Source organism: Streptomyces sp. NBC_00287, from assembly GCF_036173105.1.
In the GTDB taxonomy this organism is placed as follows: domain Bacteria; phylum Actinomycetota; class Actinomycetes; order Streptomycetales; family Streptomycetaceae; genus Streptomyces.
The window spans coordinates 5,551,998-5,568,997 of record NZ_CP108053.1 but is presented as its reverse complement, the minus strand read 5'-3'; the positions used below and the strand labels follow the sequence as shown (position 1 = coordinate 5,568,997).

The window sequence follows — 17,000 nt, the reverse complement described above, 5'->3', positions numbered from 1 at the left end:
ACCCCTTACAGCTTCATCAGGCTGGCGTCGTCGACCGAGGCCGAGTGGCGGGAACGGAACAGCGACACGATGATCGCGAGCCCGACCACGACCTCCGCGGCGGCGACGACCATCGTGAAGAAGGCGATGATCTGGCCGTCGAGATTGCCGTGCATCCGGGAGAAGGCGACGAGCGCGAGGTTGCAGGCGTTGAGCATGAGCTCGACGCACATGAACACCACGATCGCGTTGCGCCGGATCAGTACGCCGGTGGCGCCGATCGTGAACAACAGGGCGGCGAGGTAGAGGTAGTTGATCGGATTCACTTCGACGCCTCCCCGCTGTTCGTGCGCTCCAGGCGCTCCTCGGCGCGCTGTTCCAGGGCCTTGAGGTCGTTGAGCGCCTCAGTGGACACATCGCGGATCTGGCCGCGTTCGCGCAGCGTCTTGCTGACGGTGAGCTCCGACGGGGTGCCGTCGGGCAGCAGGCCCGCGATGTCCACGGCGTTGTGCCGCGCGTACACGCCGGGCGCCGGCAGCGGCGGCACGTTCTTGCCCTCGCGCACCCGCTGCTCGGACAGCTCGCGCTGTGTCTTGGCCCGCTCGGTGCGCTCCCGGTGGGTGAGCACCATGGCGCCGACGGCGGCCGTGATGAGCAGGGCGCCGGTGATCTCGAAGGCGAAGACGTACTTGGTGAACAGGAGGGCGGCGAGGCCCTCCACATTGCCGTTGGCGTTCGCCTGGGCGAGGCCGTTGAACTCCGTCAGGGAGGCGTTGCCGATCCCGGCGAACAGCAGGATGCCGAAGCCGAGGCCACAGAGAAGGGCCAGCCAGCGCTGGCCCTTGATGGTCTCCTTCAGGGAGTCCGCCGCGGTCACGCCGACCAGCATCACCACGAACAGGAACAGCATCATGATCGCGCCGGTGTAGACGATGATCTGCACGACGCCCAGGAAGTAGGCGCCGTTGGCGAGGTAGAACACCGCCAGGATGATCATGGTGCCGGCCAGACACAGCGCGCTGTGCACGGCCTTCTTCATGAAGACGGTGCACAGGGCGCCGATCACCGCGACCGTGCCGAGGACCCAGAACTGGAAGGCCTCGCCGGTGGAGGTGGAGTAGGCGGCGAGCTGTGCGCTCATGCGTCCGCCCCCTCTTCCTCTGGCTTCTCGCCTTTGGAAACGGCGACTTGCTGGACGGTGCCGGGAGCGGCCTCGGTCACCAGGCCCCGGTAGTAGTCCTGTTCGTCCGTCCCGGGGTAGATCGCGTGCGGGGTGTCCACCATGCCGTCCTCAAGACCGGCGAGCAGCTGCTCCTTGGTGTAGATGAGGTTGGCGCGGCTGGAGTCGGCCAGCTCGAACTCGTTCGTCATCGTCAACGCGCGCGTGGGGCACGCCTCGATGCACAGGCCGCACAGGATGCAGCGGGCGTAGTTGATCTGGTAGACGCGGCCGTACCGCTCGCCCGGCGAGTAGCGCTCCTCTTCGGTGTTGTCCGCGCCCTCGACATAGATCGCGTCGGCGGGGCAGGCCCAGGCGCACAGCTCGCAGCCGACGCATTTCTCCAGGCCGTCCGGATGGCGGTTGAGCTGGTGCCGTCCATGGAACCGCGGAGCGGTGGTCTTCTGCTGTTCCGGGTACTGCTCGGTCAGCCGCTTCTTGAACATGGCCTTGAAGGTCACGCCGAAGCCGGCCACTGGGTTCTGGAAACCGGGCTTGGTCTCCTTGGGCTCCTCAGCCATCGGACGCCTCCTTTCCATCCAGAGATCCGTCGTCACTCTGAGTATTGACCCCGCCACTGACAATCAGCTCCCGCTCCCGGCGCGAACGGCGTCGCGGGACCGGCGGCAGCTCTTGTCCGGGCAGCGGCGGCACGGGGAATCCGCCCGCCATCGCGTCGAATCCGGGGGCCGGGGCGGGTCCTTCCTCCTTCGGTTTGCCGCGGAACATGTCCGCGACGAAGGAGAGCAGCAGAAGCACCAGGACGCCGCCTCCGACGTAGAGGGCGATGTCGGCGAAGTCGTAGTTCTCGTTGCGCAGTGTCCGTACGGTCGCGACGAGCATCAGCCAGACCACGGAGACCGGGATCAGGACCTTCCAGCCGAGCTTCATCAGCTGGTCGTAGCGGACGCGGGGCAGTGTGCCGCGCAGCCAGATGAAGAAGAAGAGCAGCAACTGCACCTTGACCACGAACCAGAGCAGCGGCCACCAGCCGTGGTTCGCGCCCTCCCAGAAGGTGGAGACCGGCCAAGGAGCCCGCCAGCCGCCGAGGAAGAGCGTCACCGACACGGCCGAGACCGTCACCATGTTCACGTACTCGGCGAGCATGAACAGCGCGAACTTGATCGACGAGTACTCGGTGTTGAAGCCGCCGACCAGGTCGCCCTCGGACTCCGGCATGTCGAAGGGGGCCCGGTTGGTCTCGCCGACCATCGTGATGATGTAGATGATGAAGGAGACCGGCAGCAGGATGATGTACCAGCGGTCCTGCTGCGCCTCCACGATCGCCGACGTCGACATCGACCCGGAGTAGAGGAACACCGAGGCGAAGGCGGCGCCCATGGCGATCTCGTACGAGATCATCTGCGCGCAGGAACGCAGGCCACCGAGGAGCGGGTAGGTGGATCCGGAACTCCAACCCGCGAGGACGATGCCGTAGATGCCGACCGAGGCGACCGCGAGGATGTAGAGCATCGCGATCGGCAGGTCGGTGAGCTGCATCGTGGTGCGCTCGCCGAAGATCGAGATCTCGTTGCCCGCCGGGCCGAAGGGGATCACCGCGATCGCCATGAAGGCCGGGATGGCCGCGACGATCGGCGCGAGGACGTAGACGACCTTGTCCGCGCGTTTGACGATGACGTCTTCCTTCAGCATCAGCTTGATGCCGTCGGCGAGCGACTGGAGCATGCCCCAGGGGCCGTGCCGGTTGGGGCCGATGCGCAGCTGCATCCAGGCGACGACCTTGCGCTCCCACACGATGGAGAACAGCACGGTCAGCATCAGGAAGGCGAAGCAGAACACCGCCTTGATGACGACCAGCCACCAGGGGTCGGTGCCGAACATCGAGAGGTCTTCTGCGGCGAGGTACGGGCTCATGCCTCCACCTCCTTGGGGGCCTCGGTCGCGAGCGTCGCCGGGCCGATGCGGACGAGGGAGCCGGGCCGCGCCCCGGTGTCGGAGGCGACGCCGCCACCGGTGGAGTTCAGCGGCAGCCAGACCACCCGGTCGGGCATCGCGGTGATCAGGACGGGGAGTTCGACCGTCCCTGCGCTGCCGGTCACCGCGAGGACGTCGCCGTTCTTCACGCCCGCTTCGGCGGCCGTGGCGGCCGACACGCGCGCGTGGGCGGCGTGCCGCGTCCCGGCGAGCGCCTCGTCGCCGTCCTGGAGCCTGCCCTGGTCGAGCAGCAGCCGATGTCCGGCCAGCACGGCCTCTCCGGCGGCAGGCCGCGGCAACTGGGCCGCGGACTCCAGAGGTTCGGTGGCCCTGGGCCCGTCCCAGGCCCCCAGCCGGTCCAGCTCCGCACGCGCGGTACGCAGATCCGGCAGACCCAGGTGTACGTCCATGGCGTCGGCCAGCATCTGCAGGACGCGGGCGTCGGTCGGGGGGAGGCGCCGGGTCATGTGGTCGGGCTTGAGCGCGGCCTCGAAGAAGCGCACCCTGCCTTCCCAGTTGAGGAAGGTGCCCGCCTTCTCGGCGACCGCGGCGACGGGCAGGACCACGTCGGCGAGCTCGGTGACCTCGCTCGGCCGCAGTTCCAGCGAGACGAGGAAGCCGGCCTCGGCGAGCGCCTCACGCGCGCGTGCCGGGTCGGGCAGATCGGCGACCTCGACTCCGGCGACCACCAGGGCCTGGAGTTCGCCGGTGGCGGCGGCCTCCACGATCTGGCCGGTGTCGCGTCCGTAGCGGTGCGGGAGTTCGGCCACGCCCCAGGCCGTGGCGACCTCCTCACGCGCGCGCGGGTCGGTGGCCGGACGGCCGCCCGGCAGCAGCGACGGCAGCGCTCCGGCCTCGACCGCGCCGCGCTCCCCGGCCCGGCGCGGGATCCACACCAGGTGCGCGCCGGTCGCGGACGCGGCCCGTACGGCGGCGGTGAGCCCGCCCGCCACACCGGCCAGCCGCTCCCCTACGACGATCACGGCGCCCTCGGTGCGCAGCGCCTCGGAGGCCCGAGCGCCGTCGTCCTCCAGACCGACTCCGCTCGCGAGCGCGTCCAGCCACTCGGTCTCGGTGCCGGGAGCGGCGGGCAGCAGGGTGCCGCCGGCCTTCTCCAGGCCGCGTGTCTCATGCGTGGCGAGCGAGAAGACCTTCTGGCCGTGCTTCCGCCAGGCCTTGCGCAGCCGCAGGAAGATGCCGGGCGCCTCCTCCTCGGCCTCGAACCCGGCCAGCAGGACCGCGGGCGCCTTCTCCAGGAGGGAGTACGTGACGCCCGTACCGTCGAGGTCGCGTCCGCGTCCGGCGACCCGGGCCGCCAGGAAGTCGGCCTCCTCGCCGCTGTGCACGCGCGCGCGGAAGTCGATGTCATTGGTGTCGAGCGCCACGCGCGCGAACTTGCTGTACGCGTAGGCGTCCTCGATGGTGAGGCGGCCGCCGGTCAGAACGCCGGCCCGGCCGCGCGAGGCGAGCAGCCCCTGGGCCGCGATCTGCAGGGCCTCCGGCCAGGACGCCGGCACGAGGTCGCCCTCGGGGTTGCGCACCAGGGGGGTCTCGAGACGGTCCCGCTGTTGCGCGTACCGGAAGGCGAACCGCCCCTTGTCGCAGATCCACTCCTCGTTGACCTCGGGGTCGTTGGCCGCGAGCTTGCGCATGATCTTGCCGCGCCGGTGGTCGGTGCGCGTGGCGCAGCCGCCCGAGCAGTGCTCGCAGACACTCGGCGAGGACACCAGGTCGAAGGGGCGGGAGCGGAAGCGGTACGCCGCCGAGGTGAGCGCTCCGACCGGGCAGATCTGGATCGTGTTGCCGGAGAAGTACGACTCGAAGGGGTCGCCCTCACCGGTGCCGACCTGCTGGAGCGCGCCCCGCTCGAGCAGCTCGATCATCGGGTCGCCCGCGATCTGGTTGGAGAAGCGGGTGCAGCGGGCGCACAGCACGCACCGCTCGCGGTCGAGCAGCACCTGCGTGGAGATCGGCACGGGCTTCTCGTAGGTCCGCTTGCGGCCCTCGAAGCGGGACTCGGCCTGGCCGTGCGACATGGCCTGGTTCTGGAGCGGGCACTCGCCGCCCTTGTCGCAGACCGGGCAGTCCAGCGGGTGGTTGATGAGGAGCAGCTCCATCACACCGTGCTGGGCCTTCTCGGCGACCGGCGAGGTCAGGTGGGTCTTGACCACCATTCCGTCGGTGCAGGTGATGGTGCAGGACGCCATCGGCTTGCGCTGGCCCTCGACCTCGACGATGCACTGGCGGCAGGCGCCGGCCGGGTCGAGGAGCGGGTGGTCGCAGAAGCGGGGGATCTCGATGCCGAGTTGTTCGGCGGCGCGGATGACCAGGGTGCCCTTGGGCACGCTGAGCTCCACGCCGTCGATCGTCAGCGAGACGAGATCTTCCGGCGGGACCGCCGCCTCACCGCCTCCGGAGGGAGCGCTGGTGGTCACTGTCATGCGTTCACCTCCGTGTGCTTGTCCGCCCAGACCGTCGACTTGGCCGGGTCGAAGGGGCAGCCGCGGCCCGTGATGTGCTGCTCGTACTCCTCGCGGAAGTACTTGAGCGAGGAGAAGATCGGCGAGGCGGCACCGTCGCCGAGGGCGCAGAAGGACTTGCCGTTGATGTTGTCGGCGATGTCGTTCAGCTTGTCGAGGTCGCTCATGACGCCCTTGCCGGCCTCGATGTCGCGCAGCAACTGCACGAGCCAGTACGTGCCTTCGCGGCAGGGTGTGCACTTGCCGCAGGACTCGTGGGCGTAGAACTCGGTCCAGCGGGTGACGGCGCGTACGACGCAGGTCGTCTCGTCGAAGCACTGGAGCGCTTTGGTGCCGAGCATGGAACCGGCGGCGCCCACGCCCTCGTAGTCGAGGGGGACGTCGAGGTGCTCGTCGGTGAACATCGGTGTCGAGGAGCCGCCCGGTGTCCAGAACTTCAGCCGGTGTCCCGGCCGCATCCCGCCGCTCATCTCCAGCAGTTGGCGCAGGGTGATGCCGAGCGGGGCCTCGTACTGGCCGGGGCTCGCGACATGGCCGCTGAGCGAGTAGAGCGTGAAGCCCGGGGACTTCTCGCTGCCCATCGACCTGAACCAGTCTTTTCCTTTTTGCAGAATCGCGGGAACCGACGCGATCGACTCGACGTTGTTCACAACAGTCGGGCAGGCATAGAGGCCGGCCACCGCAGGGAAAGGAGGACGGAGCCGCGGTTGCCCACGGCGGCCTTCGAGCGAGTCGAGCAGTGCGGTCTCTTCACCACAGATGTACGCCCCGGCGCCCGCGTGCACGGTGAGTTCGAGATCGAGGCCGCTGCCGAGGATGTTCTTTCCGAGGTAGCCGGCCGCATAGGCCTCGCTCACGGCCGAGTGCAACCGCCGCAGGACTGGGACGACTTCACCGCGCAGATAGATGAAGGCATGCGACGACCTGATGGCATAACACGCGATGACAATGCCCTCGATGAGGCTATGCGGGTTCGCGAAGAGGAGCGGGATGTCCTTGCAGGTTCCGGGCTCCGATTCGTCGGCGTTGACAACTAGATAGTGCGGCTTTCCATCTCCCTGGGGAATGAACTGCCATTTCATTCCGGTGGGGAATCCCGCGCCGCCGCGCCCGCGCAGACCGGAGTCCTTCACATAGGCGATGAGATCGTCCGGCGACATGGCGAGCGCCTTGCGAAGTCCCTCGTATCCTTCGTGCCTTCGGTAGACGTCCAGCGTCCAGGACCTGTCCTCGTCCCAGAAGGCCGACAGCACGGGTGCGAGCAGCTTCTCGGGGCTGGTGTCTTTCAGCTCGGGTGCCAAGGTCATCACTCCCCCTCCTCGGCGGTAGGCCCGGCCGGGTGGGCCGGGTCGGAGGCCGATGTGTCCTGCGGCGCGTCGTGTGAGCTCAAGTGCTCCGTCGGTGACGGCTCGTGCACTGCCCTGTCCTGCGGCTCCTCATGAGGTCCGCCGTCGCGCGGATGAACCACGCGCGCGGGGGCGGTCTCCCCCTTGGCCAGCCTGAGGCCGATCAGCGAAGCGGGTCCCGCGCTTCCACCGGCCTCGACTGCCCCTTCCCGCTCGTCGGGAAAGCCCGCCAGGATCCGGGCGGTCTCCTTGAAGGTGCACAGCGGCGCCCCGCGCGTGGGAGAAACCGGTGCTCCCGCGCGCAGGTCGTCCACCATGCGCTTGGCGCTCTGCACGGTCTGGTTGTCGAAGAACTCCCAGTTGACCATCACGACCGGCGCGAAATCGCAGGCCGCGTTGCACTCGATGTGCTCCAGCGTGACCTTGCCGTCGTCGGTGGTCTCGCCGTTGCCGACGCCGAGATGCTCCTGGAGGGCCTCGAAGATCGCGTCGCCGCCCATCACCGCGCACAGCGTGTTGGTGCACACGCCGACCTGGTAGTCACCGCTCGGGCGGCGCCGGTACATGGTGTAGAAGGTGGCGACCGCGGTGACCTCGGCCGTGGTCAGGTGCAGCATGTCCGCGCAGAACTGCATCCCGGTGCGCGTGACATGGCCCTCCTCCGACTGCACCAGGTGCAGCAGCGGAAGGAGCGCGGACCGGGAGTCCGGGTAGCGGGCGATGATCTCGCGCGCGTCCCGCTCCAGTCGGGCTCGAACGTCGTCCGGGTAGCCGGGCGCGGGCAGTTCGGGCATGCCCAGGCTGACGCCCTGCTCCGAAGAACTGGTGGTCACCGGTCGACGCCTCCCATCACGGGGTCGATGGACGCGACGGCGACGATGACGTCGGCGACCTGGCCGCCCTCGCACATCGCCGCCATGGCCTGCAGGTTGGTGAAGGACGGGTCGCGGAAGTGGACCCGGTAGGGGCGGGTGCCGCCGTCGGAGACGGCATGCACTCCGAGTTCGCCCTTGGGTGACTCGACGGCCGCGTACGCCTGTCCCGGCGGGACGCGGAAGCCCTCGGTGACCAGCTTGAAGTGGTGGATCAGGGCCTCCATGGAGGTGCCCATGATCTTCTTGATGTGGTCGAGGGAGTTGCCGAGTCCGTCCGGGCCGAGCGCGAGCTGGGCGGGCCAGGCGATCTTCTTGTCGGCGACCATGACCGGTCCGGGCTGCAGCCGGTCCAGGCACTGCTCGACGACCCTGAGCGACTGGCGCATCTCCTCGAGGCGGATCAGGAAGCGGCCGTAGGAGTCGCAGGTGTCGGCGGTCGGGATGTCGAAGTCGAAGGTCTCGTAGCCGCAGTACGGCTGGGCCTTGCGCAGGTCGTGCGGCAGACCGGCGGAGCGCAGGATCGGGCCGGTGGCGCCGAGGGCCATGCAGCCGGCCAGGTCGAGATAGCCGACGTCCTGCATACGGGCCTTGAAGATGGGGTTCCCGGTGGCGAGCTTGTCGTACTCCGGGAGGTTCTTCTTCATCTTCTTCACGAACTCGCGGATCTGGTCCACCGCGCCGGGCGGCAGGTCCTGGGCGAGTCCGCCGGGGCGGATGTACGCGTGGTTCATCCTGAGGCCCGTGATGAGCTCGTAGATGTCGAGAATCATTTCACGATCACGGAATCCGTAGATCATGATCGTGGTGGCGCCCAGCTCCATACCGCCGGTGGCGATGCACACCAGGTGCGAGGAGAGGCGGTTGAGCTCCATCAGGAGCACCCGGATGAGGGTGGCGCGGTCGGGGATCTGCTCCTCGATGCCGAGGAGCTTCTCGACGGCGAGGCAGTAGCCGGTCTCGTTGAAGAAAGACGTCAGGTAGTCCATGCGCGTCACGAACGTGGTGCCCTGCGTCCACGTGCGGAACTCGAGATTCTTCTCGATGCCGGTGTGCAGATAGCCGATGCCGCAGCGGGCCTCGGTGACCGTCTCGCCGTCGATCTCCAGGATCAGGCGGAGCACTCCGTGGGTGGAGGGGTGCTGCGGGCCCATATTGAGGACGATGCGCTCGTCGTCGGCGCGGGCCGCGGCCTGGACGACCTCGTCCCAGTCGCCGCCGGTGACCGTATATACGGTGCCCTCGGTGGTCTCGCGCGGAGTTGCGTGCTGCGTGCTCATGAGTACGACCTCCGCTGGTCCGGAGCCGGGATCTGGGCGCCCTTGTATTCGACGGGGATGCCGCCGAGGGGGTAGTCCTTGCGCTGCGGATGGCCCTGCCAGTCGTCCGGCATCATGATCCGGGTCAGGGCCGGGTGACCGTCGAAGACGATGCCGAAGAAGTCGTAGGTCTCGCGCTCGTGCCAGTCGTTGGTCGGATAGACGGAGACCAGCGACGGGATGCGGCGGTCGCTGTCGGGAGCGCTGACTTCGAGGCGGATCAGCCGGTTGTGGGTGATCGAGCGCAGGTGGTAGACGGCGTGCAGCTCGCGGCCCTTGTCGTGCGGGTAGTGGACGCCGCTCACGCCGGTGCACAGCTCGAAGCGCAGGGCCGGGTCGTCGCGCAGGGTGCGGGCGACGCGGAGCAGGTGCTCGCGCTCGATGTGGAAGGTGAGCTCACCGCGGTCGACGACCGTCTTCTCGATCACGTTCTCGGGCAGGAGGCCCTGTTCCTCCAGGGCGCCCTCGAGTTCGTCGGCGACCTCGTCGAACCAGCCGCCGTAGGGGCGGGCCGCCGGTCCCGGGAGCCGGACCGAGCGGACGAGGCCGTCGTAACCGGAGGTGTCGCCGCCGTTGTTGGCGCCGAACATGCCTCGCTGGACGCGGATCTCCTCACCGCCCTCGCCGCGCTGGCCGGGGAGGTTGGAGGCGCCGAGGTCCTTCTCGGGGTTGACGCCGTTGTTCGTGTCGCTCATCGCAGCAGCCCCTTCATCTCGATGGTGGGGAGCGCCTTGAGCGCGGCTTCCTCGGCCTCGCGGGCCGCCTCCTCGGCGTTCACGCCGAGCTTGGAGGTCTGGATCTTCTGGTGGAGCTTGAGGATCGCGTCCATCAGCATCTCGGGCCGGGGCGGGCAGCCGGGCAGATAGATGTCGACCGGGACGATGTGGTCGACGCCCTGCACGATGGCGTAGTTGTTGAACATGCCGCCCGAGGAGGCGCAGACCCCCATGGAGATCACCCACTTGGGGTTCGGCATCTGGTCATAGACCTGCCTGAGCACCGGTGCCATCTTCTGGCTGACCCGGCCGGCGACGATCATGAGGTCCGCCTGCCGCGGTGAGCCGCGGAAGACCTCCATGCCGAAGCGCGCCAGGTCGTAGCGGCCGGCGCCGGTGGTCATCATCTCGATGGCACAGCAGGCGAGGCCGAAGGTGGCCGGGAAGACGGACGACTTGCGCACCCAGCCCGCGGCCTGCTCGACGGTGGTCAGCAGGAAGCCGCTCGGCAGCTTTTCTTCGAGTCCCATGAGTTAAAGGCCCCTCAGTCCCATTCCAGGCCGCCGCGCCGCCATACGTACGCGTACGCGACGAAGACGGTGAGCACGAAGAGCAGCATCTCCACGAGCCCGAAAACACCCAGGGCGTCGAAGGTGACGGCCCAGGGGTAGAGGAAGACGATCTCGATATCGAAGATGATGAAGAGCATCGCCGTCAGGTAGTACTTGATCGGGAAGCGCCCGCCGCCGGCCGGCGTGGGGGTCGGCTCGATACCGCACTCGTAGGCCTCGAGCTTGGCGCGGTTGTACCGCTTCGGACCGATCAGCGTGGCCATGACCACGGAGAAGATCGCAAAGCCTGCCCCGAGGGCTCCCAGTACGAGGATGGGCGCATACGCGTTCACCGCTCCTCGCTCCTCTCAGTCGGCACTGACTGCTGGCGGTTGCGTCGGACTCACCACTTGCGTCCCACCAGTCCCTCGAACCTCGCTCGTCCCGGCGAAGATCGAGAACATGTGAAGCAGGTCACAAGCCCAACTGCCTCGCATCTTATGCCCGACGCTCTGTGATCTGCGACACGGGGTATTACACAAGCTTTGTGATCTCCACCACCTGACGAAGGATCATGAAGTCGGATGAGTGGTGATCTTCGTACGCGAGGCAGCCAAGTGATCACCTGAGGTGACATTTCCGCTCGTCGGTGCAGCTCGGGAGGGGCGTCTCAATATCAAGAGACTTCCCTTGCATGCAAATTGGAGATGGACCTGGCGTCCTGATAGAGGACCGCGTTCACACATCAGGGGGAGGTGCACGGCAGGGTGTGGACGCGTGCGCGCATTCACGAGCAGCTCGGGTCGGGCCGTGCGCGCGGGACGCGCCCCTCGCTGTAACCGTTGCGTGACCTCCACCACATCCATGAGAGGCCCATGAGAACCGGGCTTGGCCACCTGCATCAACAAGTGGTAAGCGCGGGGCAATTCGGGCGAACCGATGAAAGGCCGTGATCACGGGTGGGATGGGTGGCGCCCGCAATGTCCGTTACGGCGTCAATAAAGGGCGACAGACGAGGGATTCACGGGGTCGATTGAACAACTGTGGCGCAGCACACGTTTCTTGAAGGTATGGAGGAGCCCCTGATACCGGTTGTTCTCATGTCCCACACCGCTCACATACGCAGCCACCGGAAACCCCGCCGCTCCGGGTCGACGACCCTCGCGATGCGCGCCGGAGTTGCCGGTGGCGTCCTCAGCATGGCAGCGGCGGGCGCGTCGGCCTCGGCGAGCGCCGCCGAGCCGGTCACGCAGACCCTCGAACTGCCCACCCTGACGGCCGACCTGGCCGCTCAGGTCGCCGAGTCCGCGGACGCCACGCAGCAGGCCGCGGCCAGCTATGAGCTGCAGGCCGAGCGTGACGCCGCCGCCGCGGCAGCCGCGAAGGAGGCCAAGGCCGACCTCGCGGAGGCCAAGAAGAAGGCGGAGGCCAAGAAGGAGGCCGCGGAGGCTGCCCGCAAGGCCGCCGCCGAGCGCGCCGCCCGCAGCGCCGAGCGGACCACGCTCGCCGCCACCAGCACGACCGACACCGCCACGGCCACCGCCCCGGCGAGCGGCAGCGTCGGGACCGTCATCGCCTTCCTGAAGGCGCAGCTGGGCGACGCCTACGTCATGGGCGCCACCGGACCCAACGCCTGGGACTGCTCTTCCCTGGTACAGGCCGCCTTCAAGCAGGTCGGCGTGGACCTCCCCCGGGTCTCCCAGGACCAGTCGATGGCGGGCACGGACGTCTCCCTGTCCAACCTCCAGGTCGGCGACATCCTGTACTGGGGTGGCAAGGGCTCGGCGTACCACGTGGGTGTGTACATCGGTAATGGTCAGTACCTGGACGCCGCCAACTCGGCCAAGGGTGTAGTCATTCAGGATCTTTCCGGCTACCCCGCCTCTGGTGCGGTGCGCGTACTCTGACACACAGCCCATAAGGGGCACAGCAGTACGGATGGGGCCGCAGCCGCTCGGGGGCAGCGGCCCCATCCGGCACATCCGCCGGGATCGGTCCGGCGGTTCAGGACCTAGCCGAGGTCGAAGGTGTTGGGCAGGCCGAGGCGGTAGCGGACTTCGTCGATCCGCTTCAGGGGCTCCAGCTCGGGCGGGCGGTACAAGCCTACGATCGCGCAGCGCTCCGCGTCCGAATTGTCCGCCTCCAGCAGGGCGTTGACGGCCGCGCGGGCCGCCTCGTTGGCGCCCTCCATGGAGGCGAGGTCGATGTCGGTGCGGACGTAGTCGCCGGCGAGGAAGAAGTTGGGCACCCTCGTGCGGGCCGTGGGGCGGTTGTAGAACGTGCCCGTGGGGTGGATCATCAGCTGCTCGCGGTTCTGCGGGTCGGGGCCGCCGAGGCCCGTCACCGCCGGGTCCATGAACCAGCCAAGGCGGTCGCTGTCGGTGAGGGTCGTCTTGCCGGAGTCGTTCAGCGCGTCCTTCAGTTGCGCCCACAGTTCGGCGACGACCTCCTCGCGGGTGCACTCGCGGGCCGGCTTGCCGTACAGGATGCCCGGCTTCTCCCACTCGGAGATGATCGCGGAGAGGCAGTCCTGGGCGCTTCCGTCGCCGTAGTCGCGGGAGAAGTCCCGTCCGTCCCAGAACTGGGCCTGGCCGACCGCCGTCACCGCCCAGGGTGAGTCCAGGCAGTTGACGTGGCCGTGCACGACCGGGGTGGGTGTGCGCAGGTAGAACATCACGCCGGTCATCCAGTCCGTCTGCAGCGCGTCGCAGCGGGCCAGCTGCGGGTCCGCCGCGCGCAGGGCCCGGCCCCACGTCACGCGCGCGTGCTCCACCGGCAGTGCGCTGACGTAGTGTTCGGCGGTGACGGTACGGTCCTGGCCACCGTCGCGGGCCGAGACGTGGACGCCGGTCACCTTGCCGCCCTCGTAGAGCACCTCGCGGACCCGGGTGCCGAGGACGAACTCGACGCCGAGCGAGCGCAGGTGCCGTTCCCAGGGGTCGATCCAGGCCTCGCTGGTGGGGGCGTTGAGGACCCGGTCGATATCGGCGTCGCCGTCCATGCCCCGGCCGAGCAGGCCCCACAGCAGCAGGGCCTCGATGATGACGCGGCCGACGGTGCGGGTGGACGCCACCTCCGCGCGGGTGGCCACCAGGTTGCGGGTCTGGCCGATGGCGAGGAGCGACCGGTACTCCTCGCTCATCTCCTCCGCGCGCAGGAAGTCCCACCAGGAGGTCTTCTCCCACTCGTCCTCGCGGCGGGCGTCGCAGCTCGTGAGGTGGACCAGGATGCGGTCGACGAAGTAGGCGATCTCGTGGGCGGGCAGCCGGGTGCCGAGGTCCAGGACCGACAGGAGCTGGTCGCGGATCCAGGACGGGGTGAGGGTGCCGGGGGCGGGCGTGGTGGTGGCACGGCGGAGCGGGAAGTGCAGGTCGGGGCGACCGCCGGCGCGGGCGAACAGGGCCTCGGTGCCGCTGACGAGGTTGTCGTGGACGCCGTTCGCGTTGCCGGGAACGGGGATGCGGCGCATGGTGTCCGGCAGGTTCCGGTAGAAGCCGGGGAAGAAGCGGAAGCCGTGCTCACCGGGGAGGTCGGCACGGCCGCCGGCCGCCGTGCCGGGGACGGGCATCGAGCGGGCCTTGCCGCCGAGGGCGTCGTAGTACTCGTAGACGGTGACGGCGTAGCCGCGTTCGGCGAGTTCATGCGCCGCGCTGAGCCCGGCGACCCCGCCACCGAGGACGGCGACGCGCTTCCCGGACGGCCCGGCGGCGAAGGCGGGGCCGACGGTGCCCGCGGCGCCTAAGGCGAGCGCCGCGCCCCCGGTGGCCGTGAGGAAGCGTCTACGGCTGTGACCGGTCTTCTCCTGAGAGTCCAGGGTGTGTTCTGTTGTCATGAATACCGGAGGGTAGGGAGGGGCTCCGAAGGGTGGAAGCCCGATTCCCGGCCAGCCACAGCATCCACACAACCATCAGCAGAAAAAGGGGAGTTCACGATGCCCAGCGTTTTCCTGCAAGGCAGGCCCGTCGACTCGTATCCGTCGCTCGCGCCCGAAGCCCGGCGCGGTTCGGTGCGGCGGATCACCGAGGTCGGCGAAGAGGTGCTGCACAAGCCCTGCCGGGACGTGACCGAGTTCGGGCCCGATCTCGCGGCGCTGATCGACGACATGTTCCTCACGATGTACATCGCCGACGGCTGCGGACTCGCGGCGAACCAGGTCGGCGTCGATCTGCGGCTGTTCGTCTACGACTGCCCGGACGACGACGGGGCCCGGCACATCGGGCACATCGTCAACCCGGTGCTGGAGCAGCTTGACGCACCCCACAGGCGGCTGCTCGACGAGAGCGAGGGGTGCCTGTCGGTGCCGGGCGCCCTGATGGACGTACCGCGTCCGGACCGGGCCGTAGTGCGCGGGCTCGACAAGGACGGCGGGACGCTCGTCATCGAGGGCGCCGGGTACTTCGCGCGCTGCCTGGCGCACGAGACCGATCACTGCAACGGGCAGGTTTATCTGGACCGGCTCTCCAAGCGGGACCGCAAGGACGCGCTGCGGCATGTGGCGGACCGGCGGGACGAGGTGTTCGCCCGCCGGGTCGCCAATACGGAAGCCCTCAAAGGCTGATCAGGCCTTCGGCGCCACCTTGCTCAGGCCGTTGATGATTCGGTCCATCGCGTCGCCGCCCGTCGGGTCCGTCAGGTTGGCGAGGAGCTTGAGGGTGAACTTCATCAGCAAGGGGTGCGTCAGGCCGCGTTGGGTCGCGATCTTCATGACCTTCGGGTTGCCGATGAGCTTCACGAAGGCGCGGCCCATCGTGTAGTAGCCGCCGTAGGTGTCCTTGAGCACGCGCGGGTAGCGCTGCAGGGCCATCTCCCGCCCCGCGGGGGTCTGCCGGGCGTGGGCCTGGACGATGACGTCGGCGGCGATCTGGCCGGATTCCATGGCGTAGGCGATGCCCTCGCCGTTGAAGGGGTTCACCAGGCCGCCGGCGTCGCCAACCAGGAGCAGCCCGCGCGTGTAGTGAGGCTGGCGGTTGAAGGCCATGGGGAGGGCGGCGCCGCGGATGGGGCCGGTCATGTTGTCCGGGGTGTAGCCCCACTCCTCCGGCATCGACGCGCACCAGGCCTTGAGCACCTCGCGCCAGTCCAGTTCCTTGAAGGAGTCGGAGGTGTTGAGCACACCCAGGCCGACATTGGACGTGCCGTCGCCCATGCCGAAGATCCAGCCGTAGCCGGGCAGCAGCCGGTCCTCGCCCGGGCCGCGGCGGTCCCACAGCTCCAGCCAGGACTCCAGGTAGTCGTCGTCGTGGCGCGGGGACTCGAAGTACGTCCGTACGGCGACGCCCATCGGCCGGTCCTCGCGGCGGTGCAGGCCCATGGCCAGCGAAAGCCTCGTCGAGTTGCCGTCGGCGGCGACCACCAGGGGCGCGTGGAAGGCGACCTCGCGCTTCTCCTCCCCCAACTTGGCGTGGACGCCGGTGATACGGCCGGTGCGGTCGTCGATGATCGGGGCGCCGACATTGCAGCGCTCGTACAGTCGGGCGCCCGCTTTCTGCGCCTGACGGGCGAGCTGCTCGTCGAAGTCGTCGCGCTTGCGGACCAGGCCGTAGTCCGGGAAGGAGGCGAGGTCGGGCCAGTCCAGCTGGAGCCGGACTCCGCCGCCGATGATCCTCAGGCCCTGGTTGCGCAGCCAGCCGGCCTCCTCGGAGATGTCGATGCCCATCGCCACGAGCTGCTTGACCGCGCGCGGCGTGAGGCCGTCGCCACAGACCTTCTCCCGCGGGAACTCGGTCTTCTCCAGCAGGAGCACATCGAGCCCGGCCTTGGCCAGGTGGTACGCGGTCGTGGAGCCGGCTGGCCCCGCGCCCACGACGATCACATCGGCGGTGTTGTCGGAGAGGAGGGGCTCGGTCACGGCGGGATCTCCCCAAGTTCGAAATCTGCGTGCCGACCGGCACAGGACAGGGGCAGTCTATTCAGCAGCAGTGATCACCCGGCTGAAGGGTTGCCCCCGTGAACCGAGCTCTCCCCGTAGTACGGCTGCGTGTTCCCACCGACGAGGACGCGGTCGCCTGGCACCGGATCTTCGACGACCCGGATGTCATGGAGTTCCACGGCGGCAAGTCCGCGGGTCTGTCCGTGTACGAGGAGCTCACCGCCCGGCAGCGCCGGCACGACGCCGAGCGCGGGTTCTGTCTGTGGACCGTGCTGGACGATTCCGACCAGGTCATCGGCTTCACGGGCGCCCAGCCCTGGGAGCGGGACTGGGGTCCCACGGGCGAGATCGAGATCGGCTGGCGGCTTGCGCGGGCGCACTGGGGCAAGGGGTATGTCACCACGGCCGCGCGGCTGACGCTGGAGCGGGTGCGGTCGGCGGGCGTGCCGAGCGTGGTGGCCATGGTCGACGCCCGTAACGAACGGTCGATCGCGGTGACCCGGCGCCTGGGCATGCAACTGGCCGAGGTTTTCATGACGCCGACCAGCGAACGGCAGGGGCACTGCTACCGGCTGGACCTCACAAGCGGAGCCGCGTGAAGCACTTCAGCTACCCACGGTAACCGACTGTCACAGAAAGACACTTACCGCTTCCGAGCGGTACCCGGCGGGGGTTACCCTGCCGGTACCGCTGGGGGTGACGTCTGTGTACAAA

The 17,000-nt window shown here is 68.6% G+C and carries 16 protein-coding genes; 3 read left to right on the top strand and 13 right to left on the bottom strand.

Annotated features, from left to right (window positions below; all coding sequences use genetic code 11):
• Positions 1-5: 5 nt before the first annotated feature.
• Genes nuoK through OHT76_RS25405 form a run of 11 tightly spaced genes read right to left on the bottom strand, consistent with a single transcriptional unit; the run spans position 6 to position 10,770 of the window.
• Entirely contained in the window at positions 6-305 is a 300-nt protein-coding gene (nuoK, locus tag OHT76_RS25455) for an NADH-quinone oxidoreductase subunit NuoK (protein WP_328873184.1), read from the bottom strand.
• Positions 302-1,120, bottom strand: a complete 819-nt coding sequence (locus OHT76_RS25450) for an NADH-quinone oxidoreductase subunit J (protein ID WP_328873183.1) — start codon at positions 1,118-1,120, stop codon at positions 302-304. The genes nuoK and OHT76_RS25450 overlap by 4 nt, the downstream gene beginning before the upstream one ends.
• A complete protein-coding gene (gene nuoI / locus OHT76_RS25445; protein ID WP_328873182.1) occupies positions 1,117-1,719 on the bottom strand; it encodes an NADH-quinone oxidoreductase subunit NuoI in 603 nt (200 codons plus the stop codon). The genes OHT76_RS25450 and nuoI overlap by 4 nt, the downstream gene beginning before the upstream one ends.
• Positions 1,712-3,073: an NADH-quinone oxidoreductase subunit NuoH gene (gene nuoH, locus OHT76_RS25440; RefSeq protein ID WP_328873181.1), complete on the bottom strand. Its 1,362-nt coding sequence runs from the start codon at positions 3,071-3,073 to the stop codon at positions 1,712-1,714. Before nuoH ends, nuoI begins: the two co-directional genes overlap by 8 nt.
• On the bottom strand, positions 3,070-5,574 hold the full coding sequence (locus OHT76_RS25435) for an NADH-quinone oxidoreductase subunit G (RefSeq protein ID WP_328873180.1): 2,505 nt from the start codon (positions 5,572-5,574) through the stop codon (positions 3,070-3,072). The genes nuoH and OHT76_RS25435 overlap by 4 nt, the downstream gene beginning before the upstream one ends.
• Positions 5,571-6,920: an NADH-quinone oxidoreductase subunit NuoF gene (gene nuoF / locus OHT76_RS25430; RefSeq protein ID WP_328873179.1), complete on the bottom strand. Its 1,350-nt coding sequence runs from the start codon at positions 6,918-6,920 to the stop codon at positions 5,571-5,573. Before nuoF ends, OHT76_RS25435 begins: the two co-directional genes overlap by 4 nt.
• Positions 6,920-7,792, bottom strand: coding sequence for an NADH-quinone oxidoreductase subunit NuoE (gene nuoE, locus OHT76_RS25425; protein ID WP_328873178.1), 873 nt, complete (start codon positions 7,790-7,792; stop codon positions 6,920-6,922). The genes nuoF and nuoE overlap by 1 nt, the downstream gene beginning before the upstream one ends.
• A complete protein-coding gene (locus OHT76_RS25420; RefSeq protein ID WP_328873177.1) occupies positions 7,789-9,111 on the bottom strand; it encodes an NADH-quinone oxidoreductase subunit D in 1,323 nt (440 codons plus the stop codon). The genes nuoE and OHT76_RS25420 overlap by 4 nt, the downstream gene beginning before the upstream one ends.
• Positions 9,108-9,845 carry an NADH-quinone oxidoreductase subunit C gene (locus OHT76_RS25415; protein WP_328873176.1) on the bottom strand — a complete coding sequence of 246 codons (738 nt, stop codon included), beginning with the start codon at positions 9,843-9,845 and terminating at the stop codon, positions 9,108-9,110. The genes OHT76_RS25420 and OHT76_RS25415 overlap by 4 nt, the downstream gene beginning before the upstream one ends.
• Positions 9,842-10,396, bottom strand: coding sequence for a NuoB/complex I 20 kDa subunit family protein (locus tag OHT76_RS25410; RefSeq protein ID WP_010041554.1), 555 nt, complete (start codon positions 10,394-10,396; stop codon positions 9,842-9,844). The genes OHT76_RS25415 and OHT76_RS25410 overlap by 4 nt, the downstream gene beginning before the upstream one ends.
• A gap of 14 nt (positions 10,397-10,410) precedes the next feature.
• Positions 10,411-10,770, bottom strand: a complete 360-nt coding sequence (locus tag OHT76_RS25405; protein WP_033319564.1) for an NADH-quinone oxidoreductase subunit A — start codon at positions 10,768-10,770, stop codon at positions 10,411-10,413.
• A gap of 717 nt (positions 10,771-11,487) precedes the next feature.
• On the opposite strand from OHT76_RS25405, the gene OHT76_RS25400 reads away from it, so the two are divergent.
• Entirely contained in the window at positions 11,488-12,324 is an 837-nt protein-coding gene (locus OHT76_RS25400) for a C40 family peptidase (RefSeq protein WP_328873175.1), read from the top strand.
• Positions 12,325-12,428: 104 nt separating this feature from the next.
• Here the strand turns inward: OHT76_RS25400 and OHT76_RS25395 are convergent, their stop codons facing one another.
• The gene (locus tag OHT76_RS25395) at positions 12,429-14,249 is read right to left on the bottom strand and encodes a hydroxysqualene dehydroxylase (RefSeq protein WP_328873174.1); all 1,821 of its coding nucleotides are present in this window, start codon (positions 14,247-14,249) and stop codon (positions 12,429-12,431) included.
• A gap of 99 nt (positions 14,250-14,348) precedes the next feature.
• Between OHT76_RS25395 and def the strand changes: the two genes are divergently transcribed.
• Positions 14,349-14,975, top strand: coding sequence for a peptide deformylase (gene def, locus OHT76_RS25390; RefSeq protein ID WP_328873173.1), 627 nt, complete (start codon positions 14,349-14,351; stop codon positions 14,973-14,975).
• On the opposite strand, the gene OHT76_RS25385 is transcribed toward def, so the two are convergent.
• Positions 14,976-16,265 carry a geranylgeranyl reductase family protein gene (locus tag OHT76_RS25385; protein WP_328873172.1) on the bottom strand — a complete coding sequence of 430 codons (1,290 nt, stop codon included), beginning with the start codon at positions 16,263-16,265 and terminating at the stop codon, positions 14,976-14,978.
• A gap of 98 nt (positions 16,266-16,363) precedes the next feature.
• Here OHT76_RS25385 and OHT76_RS25380 point away from each other — a divergent pair, with 98 nt between their 5' ends.
• Positions 16,364-16,885: a GNAT family N-acetyltransferase gene (locus tag OHT76_RS25380; protein ID WP_328873171.1), complete on the top strand. Its 522-nt coding sequence runs from the start codon at positions 16,364-16,366 to the stop codon at positions 16,883-16,885.
• The last annotated feature ends 115 nt before the right edge of the window (positions 16,886-17,000 follow it).

Coding starts and splice junctions, on each gene's coding strand:
- OHT76_RS25450 (WP_328873183.1), bottom strand. CDS start 1,120: ATGAGCGCACAGCTCGCCGCCTACTCCACCTCCACCGGCGAGGCCTTC.
- nuoI (WP_328873182.1), bottom strand. CDS start 1,719: ATGGCTGAGGAGCCCAAGGAGACCAAGCCCGGTTTCCAGAACCCAGTG.
- nuoH (WP_328873181.1), bottom strand. CDS start 3,073: ATGAGCCCGTACCTCGCCGCAGAAGACCTCTCGATGTTCGGCACCGAC.
- OHT76_RS25435 (WP_328873180.1), bottom strand. CDS start 5,574: ATGACAGTGACCACCAGCGCTCCCTCCGGAGGCGGTGAGGCGGCGGTC.
- nuoF (WP_328873179.1), bottom strand. CDS start 6,920: ATGACCTTGGCACCCGAGCTGAAAGACACCAGCCCCGAGAAGCTGCTC.
- OHT76_RS25420 (WP_328873177.1), bottom strand. CDS start 9,111: ATGAGCACGCAGCACGCAACTCCGCGCGAGACCACCGAGGGCACCGTA.
- OHT76_RS25415 (WP_328873176.1), bottom strand. CDS start 9,845: ATGAGCGACACGAACAACGGCGTCAACCCCGAGAAGGACCTCGGCGCC.
- OHT76_RS25410 (WP_010041554.1), bottom strand. CDS start 10,396: ATGGGACTCGAAGAAAAGCTGCCGAGCGGCTTCCTGCTGACCACCGTC.
- OHT76_RS25400 (WP_328873175.1), top strand. CDS start 11,488: ATGGAGGAGCCCCTGATACCGGTTGTTCTCATGTCCCACACCGCTCAC.
- OHT76_RS25395 (WP_328873174.1), bottom strand. CDS start 14,249: ATGACAACAGAACACACCCTGGACTCTCAGGAGAAGACCGGTCACAGC.
- def (WP_328873173.1), top strand. CDS start 14,349: ATGCCCAGCGTTTTCCTGCAAGGCAGGCCCGTCGACTCGTATCCGTCG.